This window comes from Bacillus sp. GS3m_15504, from assembly GCF_055825275.1.
In genome coordinates this window covers 49,594-58,576 of record NZ_JBVVNL010000010.1, presented here as the reverse complement: position 1 = coordinate 58,576, position 8,983 = coordinate 49,594, and the positions used below count along the sequence as shown (strand labels likewise).

Annotated in this window: 7 protein-coding genes and 1 rRNA gene; all 8 read left to right on the top strand. The window is 37.0% G+C overall.

What is annotated here, in order from left to right:
- Window positions 1-130: 130 nt before the first annotated feature.
- The 8 genes from rrf to AC0L0O_RS29240 all read left to right on the top strand — a co-directional run bounded on the left by rrf (window position 131) and on the right by AC0L0O_RS29240 (window position 8,983).
- Window positions 131-246, top strand: a 5S ribosomal RNA gene (rrf, locus tag AC0L0O_RS29275).
- A gap of 206 nt (window positions 247-452) precedes the next feature.
- Entirely contained in the window at window positions 453-914 is a 462-nt protein-coding gene (ctsR, locus tag AC0L0O_RS29270; RefSeq protein WP_001244563.1) for a transcriptional regulator CtsR, read from the top strand.
- 173 nt (window positions 915-1,087) lie between these two features.
- Window positions 1,088-1,636, top strand: coding sequence for a UvrB/UvrC motif-containing protein (locus AC0L0O_RS29265; protein WP_000128391.1), 549 nt, complete (start codon window positions 1,088-1,090; stop codon window positions 1,634-1,636).
- 4 nt (window positions 1,637-1,640) lie between these two features.
- The gene (locus tag AC0L0O_RS29260; protein WP_000050832.1) at window positions 1,641-2,705 is read left to right on the top strand and encodes a protein arginine kinase; all 1,065 of its coding nucleotides are present in this window, start codon (window positions 1,641-1,643) and stop codon (window positions 2,703-2,705) included.
- A gap of 22 nt (window positions 2,706-2,727) precedes the next feature.
- Window positions 2,728-5,163 carry an ATP-dependent protease ATP-binding subunit ClpC gene (clpC, locus tag AC0L0O_RS29255; RefSeq protein WP_000971179.1) on the top strand — a complete coding sequence of 812 codons (2,436 nt, stop codon included), beginning with the start codon at window positions 2,728-2,730 and terminating at the stop codon, window positions 5,161-5,163.
- Between the two features lie 96 nt (window positions 5,164-5,259).
- Window positions 5,260-6,636 (top strand): DNA repair protein RadA, encoded by a 1,377-nt coding sequence (radA, locus tag AC0L0O_RS29250; RefSeq protein ID WP_001085212.1) that lies wholly within the window; start codon window positions 5,260-5,262, stop codon window positions 6,634-6,636.
- Window positions 6,637-6,639: 3 nt separating this feature from the next.
- A complete protein-coding gene (gene disA / locus AC0L0O_RS29245; protein ID WP_428889997.1) occupies window positions 6,640-7,713 on the top strand; it encodes a DNA integrity scanning diadenylate cyclase DisA in 1,074 nt (357 codons plus the stop codon).
- A 160-nt stretch (window positions 7,714-7,873) separates the two neighbouring features.
- On the top strand, window positions 7,874-8,983 hold the full coding sequence (locus AC0L0O_RS29240; RefSeq protein ID WP_000919684.1) for a PIN/TRAM domain-containing protein: 1,110 nt from the start codon (window positions 7,874-7,876) through the stop codon (window positions 8,981-8,983).

The following is an 8,983-nucleotide window of genomic DNA, read 5'->3' as shown; positions in this document are numbered from 1 at the left end:
ATGATCAGGTTGATAGGTTCGAGGTGGAAGCATGGTGACATGTGGAGCTGACGAATACTAATAGATCGAGGACTTAACCATATAATATGTAGCAAATGTTATCTAGTTTTGAAGGAATATGCCTTCATAGTTTGGTGATGATGGCAGAGAGGTCACACCCGTTCCCATACCGAACACGGAAGTTAAGCTCTCTAGCGCCGATGGTAGTTGGGACCTTGTCCCTGTGAGAGTAGGACGTCGCCAAGCAACTAAACACGAGTCAAATGACTCGTGTTTTTTCGTGTTTTCTTTTATAATCCATAGTAATAAAAAATGTATTTAAATAATTATTATTTTGATTAAATATAGGGGAATGTGGCTAGGATAGTAAATAAGCAAAAGAGTTGCAAATTTTATTAATACGTATATAATTAAAGTCAAAGATAGTCAAAGTCAATAAAGGTGGCGGATAAATGAGAAATATATCTGATATCATTGAGCAATATCTAAAGCAAGTTATTGACTTAAGTAATAATAATGTGATTGAAATCAAAAGAAATGAGATTGCGGATCGATTCGAGTGCGTACCATCTCAAATCAATTATGTAATCAATACCCGTTTTACGTTAGAAAGAGGATTTGTAGTAGAAAGTAAACGTGGTGGAGGAGGTTACATTCGCATTATAAAAGTCAAACTGCATGATGATATAGACATTATTGATCAAATGCTTCATATGATTGATCATAGCGTTGCGCAAGGGAATGCAGAAAGTATGATTATACGTTTAATAGAAGAGGGAATCATAACAAATCGTGAAGCTAAACTTATGTTAAGCGTACTAGATCGTTCTGTATTATCAATGGATGTTCCTTCTCGAGATGAACTTAGGGCTCGAATATTATGCGCAATGTTAAGAACACTGAAATATAAATAAATACAGCTTTTGTAAAAGGATAATAACTAAGAGATAAGATAGCTAAATATTGTAGAGGTTTTGAAAAAAGAACACGCACTTTTATGTAAACGAATAAAGGAAAGTGAACAATCTAGTAATGTATGAAAAGTACTATGAGATAGATCGTTCCTGTTGTAAAGGTGGGGATAGTGATGACTTGTCAAAACTGTAATATAAGACCAGCAACTTTACATTATACAAAAGTAATCAACGAGAAGAAGGCGGAAGTTCATCTTTGTGAGCAATGTGCAGAACAAAGTGGCTATACGTCTTTCTTTCAATCATCGCAGTCTAACTTTTCATTCCATGATTTATTTGCTGGGTTATTGCACGGTGAATCAACAATGTTTGAAGAAGGAAAAAATGGGTTTTCGAATACGAGTATATTAAGATGCCCAGATTGTAAGATGACATATGAACAATTTACAAAGGTTGGGCGCTTTGGATGTGCTTCTTGTTACGATACATTTAAGGAACATTTAAAGCCATTATTAAAACGTCTTCACGGTGGGCATACAGATCATTGTGGAAAAATTCCGGAGCGTATAGAAGGAAATATTCACTTAAAGAAAGAATTAGATGAACTAAAACTCATTCTGAAACAATACGTACAGAAAGAGGAATTTGAGAAAGCTGCTGAAGTAAGGGATAAAATTAGAAATCTTGAAAATCAGCTTAGTGAGCATAGAGAGGGGGAATAGTTCTATGTCACTGGACAAAATTATGAATGAAGCGATTAGTCCATGGATGAAGGGGGATGGCCCTGATTCTGATATTGTTTTAAGTAGTCGAATTCGTTTGGCTCGTAATTTTAAAAAATATCAATTCTCTACTATGCAAAATGAAGAAGAAACTAAACAGATTCAAGAATTATTTAAAAAGGAATTTATAAATAAAACGGTAGAACCTTTTGGAGAGTTTGAACTATTAAAAATGAATGAATTAACGCCTCTTCAAAGGAGAGTATTAGTTGAAAAGCATTTAATTAGTCCCAACCTTGCAGGAACTGAATATGGAGCATGTCTCTTGTCAGAAAGCGAACATATTAGTGTTATGCTGAATGAAGAAGATCATATTCGGATTCAGTGCTTATTTTCAGGATTGCAGTTATCAGAGGCCCTTCAAAGTGCCAATCAAATAGATAATTGGATTGAGAAAGAGGTTGAATATGCTTTTGATGAATCACTTGGATATATTACGAGTTGTCCTACTAACGTTGGTACAGGACTTAGGGCTTCCGTAATGATTCATTTACCGGGACTCGTTTTAACGAAAAGAATTAGCCGTATTATACAGGTAATTCAAAAATTAGGGTTAGTAGTAAGAGGAATATACGGTGAAGGTAGCGAAGCGTTAGGTAATATATTTCAAGTGTCAAACCAAATGACGCTAGGAAAATCTGAAGAAGATATTATTGCAGATTTAAAGAGTGTTATTCAACAAATCATACAGCAAGAAAAAATGGCTAGAGAATTAATTGTACAAAATTCAAGTATTGAACTTGAAGATAAAGTTTATCGCTCTTATGGCATACTAGCCAACAGTCGTTTAATTCAATCTGCGGAAGCAGCCAATTGCTTATCAGATTTACGACTTGGCATTGATTTAGGATATATACAAGGTATATCGAGAAATATTTTGACTGAGCTAATGGTTCTTACACAACCAGGCATTTTACAACAATATGCAGGAGGACCTTTAGGCCCAGAAGAAAGAGATTATCGAAGAGCAACCTTAATCCGTGAGCGATTACGTATTGAAAAAAACTAAGCGCAAGTAGGAGGCGATTTCTATGATGTTTGGAAGATTTACAGAAAGAGCACAGAAAGTATTAGCTTTATCTCAAGAGGAAGCAATTCGTATTGGGCATAACAATATTGGAACAGAACATATTTTACTTGGGCTTGTACGCGAAGGTGAAGGAATTGCAGCAAAAGCGTTGATTGCTCTTGGATTAAGTCCAGAGAAGGTTCAAAAAGAAGTAGAAGCGTTAATCGGACGTGGAACAGAAGCTTCTCAAACTGTACATTATACACCGCGTGCTAAAAAGGTTATTGAGCTGTCTATGGATGAAGCTCGTAAATTAGGTCATTCTTACGTTGGAACAGAACATATTTTACTTGGTTTAATCCGCGAAGGTGAAGGGGTAGCGGCACGCGTTTTAAATAACTTAGGTGTTAGCCTAAATAAGGCAAGACAACAAGTATTGCAACTTCTTGGAAGTAATGAAGCAAGTTCAGGTCACCAAGGTGGTTCTTCAACAAATGCAAATACACCAACACTTGATAGCTTAGCACGTGATTTAACAGTTGTTGCACGTGAAAATCGTTTAGACCCTGTTATTGGACGTGGTAAAGAAATTCAACGTGTAATTGAAGTTTTAAGCCGTAGAACAAAAAACAATCCTGTATTAATCGGGGAGCCTGGTGTAGGTAAAACGGCAATTGCGGAAGGATTAGCACAACAAATCGTAAATAATGAAGTTCCTGAAACTTTACGAGATAAGCGTGTTATGACACTAGATATGGGTACAGTGGTAGCTGGAACGAAATACCGTGGTGAATTTGAAGACCGTTTGAAGAAAGTAATGGATGAAATTCGCCAAGCGGGAAATATCATTCTATTTATTGATGAACTTCATACATTAATCGGTGCAGGTGGAGCAGAAGGTGCTATTGACGCATCGAATATTTTAAAACCATCTTTAGCTCGTGGGGAATTACAATGTATCGGGGCGACAACGTTAGATGAATATCGCAAATATATTGAAAAAGACGCAGCTTTAGAGAGACGTTTCCAACCAATTCACGTTGATGAGCCAAGTTTAGATGAATCAACTCAAATTTTGAAAGGTTTACGCGATCGTTATGAGGCACATCACCGCGTATCTATTACAGATGATGCAATTGATGCAGCTGTAAAGCTTTCAGATCGTTATATTACAGATCGTTTCTTACCAGATAAAGCAATTGATTTAATTGATGAAGCTGCTTCAAAGGTTCGCTTACGCTCTTATACAACACCACCAAATCTAAAAGAGCTTGAAGTGAAGCTTGAGGAAATTAGAAAAGAAAAAGATGCAGCTGTACAAAGTCAAGAGTTTGAAAAAGCTGCTTCCTTACGTGATATGGAACAACGTTTACGCGAGAAGTTAGAAGATACGAAGCGTCAATGGAAAGAACAACAAGGAAAAGAAAACTCAGAAGTGACAGTAGAAGATATTGCAAATGTTGTTTCTACATGGACTCGTATCCCGGTTTCTAAACTTGCACAAACAGAGACTGATAAATTATTAAACTTAGAATCCATCCTTCACGATCGTGTTATTGGTCAAGATGAAGCGGTAGTAGCTGTAGCGAAAGCTGTTCGCCGTGCTAGAGCAGGATTGAAAGATCCGAAACGTCCAATTGGGTCATTTATTTTCTTAGGGCCAACAGGTGTAGGTAAAACGGAGCTAGCAAGAGCGTTAGCAGAATCTATGTTCGGTGATGAAGATGCAATGATTCGCATCGATATGTCTGAGTACATGGAGAAGCATTCTACTTCTCGTTTAGTTGGGTCTCCTCCAGGGTATGTTGGATATGAAGAAGGTGGACAATTAACAGAAAAGGTTCGCCGTAAGCCATATTCAGTTGTCCTATTAGACGAAGTAGAGAAAGCTCATCCTGATGTGTTTAACATTTTACTACAAGTATTAGAAGATGGTCGCTTAACAGATTCGAAAGGGCGTACGGTTGATTTCCGCAATACAATTGTTATTATGACATCTAACGTTGGTGCAGAGGCGTTAAAACGTAATAAGCATCTTGGATTTAACGTACAAGATGAGAGCCGCGATTATTCGGATATGAAAGGTAAAGTAATGGATGAGCTGAAAAAAGCCTTCCGTCCAGAATTCTTAAACCGTATTGATGAAATTATCGTGTTCCATATGCTTGAGAAAAAACATATTCAAGAGATTGTAACACTTATGGTAAATCAGTTAGTAAATCGCTTAAAAGAGCAAGAAATTGAATTGCATTTAACAGAAGGAGCAATTTCGGCTATTGCTGATAAAGGGTTTGATCGAGAGTACGGTGCTCGCCCGCTTCGTAGAGCGATTCAGAAACATGTAGAAGATAGACTATCCGAAGAACTGTTAAAAGGTGCTATTGAGAAAGGACAGAAAGTTATCTTTGATGTTGAAGGAGAATCATTTGTCATTCATAGTGCCGAAAAGGTAAAATAAGTATAGACAAACTAAGAGGGCTACGAGATAGCCCTCTTTCTTGTACGAGAAGGATAAACTGTCTATAGATGAAAGTGAAGTGAAATATAAAACGATATGGCTAAAAAGAAAACAAAATTCACATGTCAAGAGTGTGGTTATCAGTCACCAAAATATATGGGGAAATGTCCTGGATGTGGTCAATGGAATACGCTTGTTGAAGAGATGGAACCGGTTGTATCATCAAGACGCCTTAATTATGCCAATGCAATTCAAACAGAAGTAACAAAACCAAGGCGCCTAACCGAAGTGGAAACAAAGTCTGAGGCGCGTATTGAAACAAAATTCCAAGAATTTAACCGTGTACTTGGTGGTGGGATTGTAGATGGATCCTTAGTACTTATTGGTGGAGACCCCGGGATTGGAAAATCAACGTTACTATTACAAATATCATCGCAATTAGCGGATTCTTCATATGATGTACTATATATATCGGGTGAGGAATCAGCAAAACAGATTAAACTGCGTGCCGATCGTCTACATGTAAATGGTAGTAATCTATTTGTTGTATCAGAGACGGATTTACAGCGAATTGCAACACACATTGAAGAGGTGAACCCAGCCTTTGTTGTTATTGACTCTATTCAAACAATACATTTACCTGAGGTAACATCAGCGCCGGGAAGTGTGGCACAAGTTCGTGAATGTACAGCGGAATTAATGAAACTTGCAAAAACGAAAGGAATCCCTATTTTTATCGTTGGACATGTGACAAAAGAGGGAGCAATTGCAGGACCTCGTATGTTAGAACATATGGTCGATGCAGTTCTTTATTTTGAAGGAGACCGTCATCATACATACCGTATTTTGCGAGCAGTAAAGAATCGCTTTGGTTCTACGAATGAAATGGGTATTTTTGAAATGAAAGAACTTGGTCTTGCAGAAGTATTAAACCCTTCTGAGATTTTCCTCGAGGAAAGACCAGTGGGGGTTGCGGGATCAACAGTGGTTGCTTCAATGGAAGGAACAAGACCAGTTTTAGTAGAAATACAAGCATTAATCTCCCCTACTAGTTTTGGAAACCCTCGAAGAATGGCAACGGGAATTGATCATAACCGTGTATCGCTTATTATGGCGGTGTTAGAAAAAAGAACAGGCTTATTATTGCAAAATCAGGACGCATATTTAAAAGTAGCAGGTGGTTTGAAGTTAGATGAACCAGCTATTGATTTAGCTGTCGCTTTAAGTATAGCTTCAAGTTTCAGAGATAAATCTACAGCACCAACCGATGCAGTAATAGGAGAAGTAGGATTAACTGGAGAAATAAGAAGAGTATCAAGAATTGAACAACGTGTACAAGAAGCAGCTAAATTAGGATTTCAACGTGCTATTATTCCTAGAAAAAATTTGGGAGGATGGACAATTCCGGATGGGATTGAGGTAGTTGGTGTATCTAATTTAGGAGAAGCGCTTCGTTTGACATTAGGAGGCTAGGCTATGGAAGAAAACAAGCAACGTGTCAAAAGTATGATTAATATTTTACAACTTGTGGCCCCGGGAACACCACTGCGCGAAGGGATAGATAATGTACTTCGCGCACAAACAGGGGGATTAATTGTTCTTGGATATAATGAGCAGATTAAAAGTATTGTTGATGGAGGTTTTCATATTAATTGTGCATTCTCCCCGGCTAGTTTATACGAATTAGCAAAAATGGATGGGGCACTTATTTTAAATGAAACTGGAAGTAAAATTTTGATTGCGAATGCACAGTTAGTTCCAGATTCATCTATCGACTCTATCGAGACAGGTATGCGCCACCGAACGGCGGAGCGTGTAGCAAAGCAGACAGGCAGCCTTGTTGTGGCTATTTCACAAAGGCGTAACGTAATTACGCTATATCAAGGGAATTTACGTTATACACTAAAAGATATAGGTGTTATTTTAACAAAGGCAAACCAAGCTATCCAAACATTAGAAAAATATAAGGCTGTATGGAATGATGGGATTACGAATTTGGGCATTCTAGAATTTGAAGAGGTTGTTACAATGTCCGAGGTCGTTCATGTTTTACATAGTGTTGAAATGGTACTACGTATTAAAAATGAAATATTGAGCTATATTCATGAATTGGGAACAGAAGGTAGGTTAATTCGTTTACAACTTACGGAACTACTAGCCGATTTAGAAGCAGAAGCGGCGCTATTAATTAAAGATTACTATCAAGAAAAAACACAAGATCATCATCAAATTTTGAAAAAGTTACAAGAACTTGCGAATACACAACTTCTAGAGGATAGTGATTTAGTTAAATTGCTTGGATACCCGGGACAAACGAGTTTAGAAGAAAGTGTGACGCCGAGAGGATACCGAATCACAAGCAAAATTTCGCGTGTTCCACCACTTATCATTGAAAATTTAATTAATCGATTTAAAACTTTGCAAGGCGTTTGTCGTGCAACGATTAATGAATTAGATGATGTGGAAGGAATTGGGGAAGTCAGGGCGAAGAAAATACGAGAAGGCCTAAAAAGAATTCAAGAGCATCTCTATATGAGTAGACACAATTAAGAATATTACATTGATTCCATAATATAACGACACTAGCACATTTTTGGTATATGATATGATATATTGGTAAATAAAACTATTTATAAAAAAACACGTCCGCTTTTGCATTCGGCGTTTTGATTAGCGAAACAATGGTTAATAATGAGTAGGAGGTGGTTGGATGTTAAAACGGATTGTACAGCTCTTCTTTTTAGTAATCGGAGGAGCGTTAGGGATTTACTTAATCCCAAAAGTTATTAACGTATTAGACATCGGTGCCGTTCCTTTGTTGGAAGGATCGTATGTTCGTGCAATTATTGGTGCAATTATTTTATTTTTAACAACATTTTGGCTTGTAGATTATATTGTTCAACTTATTAAGCATATTGAAGAGGCTCTTGTAAAAGCGCCTGTAGCAGATGTTTTATTTGGTACATTAGGTTTAATCTCTGGGCTTATTGTTGCGTATTTAATTTTAATACCAATTCGTGAATTTACAATTCCAGTTATTAGTACAGTGTTGCAAGTGTTCTTTACTCTTTTACTAGGATATTTAGGATTCCAAGTAGGGTTTAAAAAGAGGAATGAATTGCTAGGGTTATTTACATTACCACAACGTGGGAAGAAGAAAAATAATAATAGCGAGAATGAAGAACCAGAAAATGAGGTAGAAGAATCTTTAGCACATTGGAAAATTCTCGATACAAGTGTAATTATCGATGGACGTATTGCTGATATTTGCCAAACAAAGTTTTTAGAAGGAACAATTGTCATTCCACAATTCGTGTTAGAAGAACTTCAGCACATTGCCGATTCTTCTGATGCTTTAAAACGTAATCGTGGTCGTAGAGGATTAGACATTTTAAATCGTATTCAAAAAGAGATGCCGATTCCGGTAGAAATTTATGAAGGCGATTTTGATGATATTCAGGAAGTGGATAGCAAACTTGTAAAGTTGGCGAAAATCACTGGTGGAACGGTAGTAACGAATGATTTCAACTTAAACAAAGTCTCTGAATTACAAGGAGTAACAGTGTTAAACATTAACGATTTAGCTAATGCAATTAAACCTGTTGTGCTCCCAGGTGAAGAATTAAGTGTTTATGTTGTAAAAGATGGAAAAGAACAAAATCAAGGTGTGGCATATTTAGATGACGGCACGATGATTGTAGTAGAAGATGGTAGAGAATATGTAGGCTCACAACTTGATGTACTCGTTACGAGTGTGTTACAAACATCGGCGGGGCGCATGATTTTTGCCAAACGTAAATTATTAGAAAAAGCATTGTAA

What these genes read in the sequence shown, in the direction of transcription:
- ctsR (WP_001244563.1), top strand. Translation starts at nt 453, where the DNA reads ATGAGAAATATATCTGATATCATTGAGCAATATCTAAAGCAAGTTATT.
- AC0L0O_RS29265 (WP_000128391.1), top strand. Translation starts at nt 1,088, where the DNA reads ATGACTTGTCAAAACTGTAATATAAGACCAGCAACTTTACATTATACA.
- AC0L0O_RS29260 (WP_000050832.1), top strand. Translation starts at nt 1,641, where the DNA reads ATGTCACTGGACAAAATTATGAATGAAGCGATTAGTCCATGGATGAAG.
- clpC (WP_000971179.1), top strand. Translation starts at nt 2,728, where the DNA reads ATGATGTTTGGAAGATTTACAGAAAGAGCACAGAAAGTATTAGCTTTA.
- radA (WP_001085212.1), top strand. Translation starts at nt 5,260, where the DNA reads ATGGCTAAAAAGAAAACAAAATTCACATGTCAAGAGTGTGGTTATCAG.
- disA (WP_428889997.1), top strand. Translation starts at nt 6,640, where the DNA reads ATGGAAGAAAACAAGCAACGTGTCAAAAGTATGATTAATATTTTACAA.
- AC0L0O_RS29240 (WP_000919684.1), top strand. Translation starts at nt 7,874, where the DNA reads ATGTTAAAACGGATTGTACAGCTCTTCTTTTTAGTAATCGGAGGAGCG.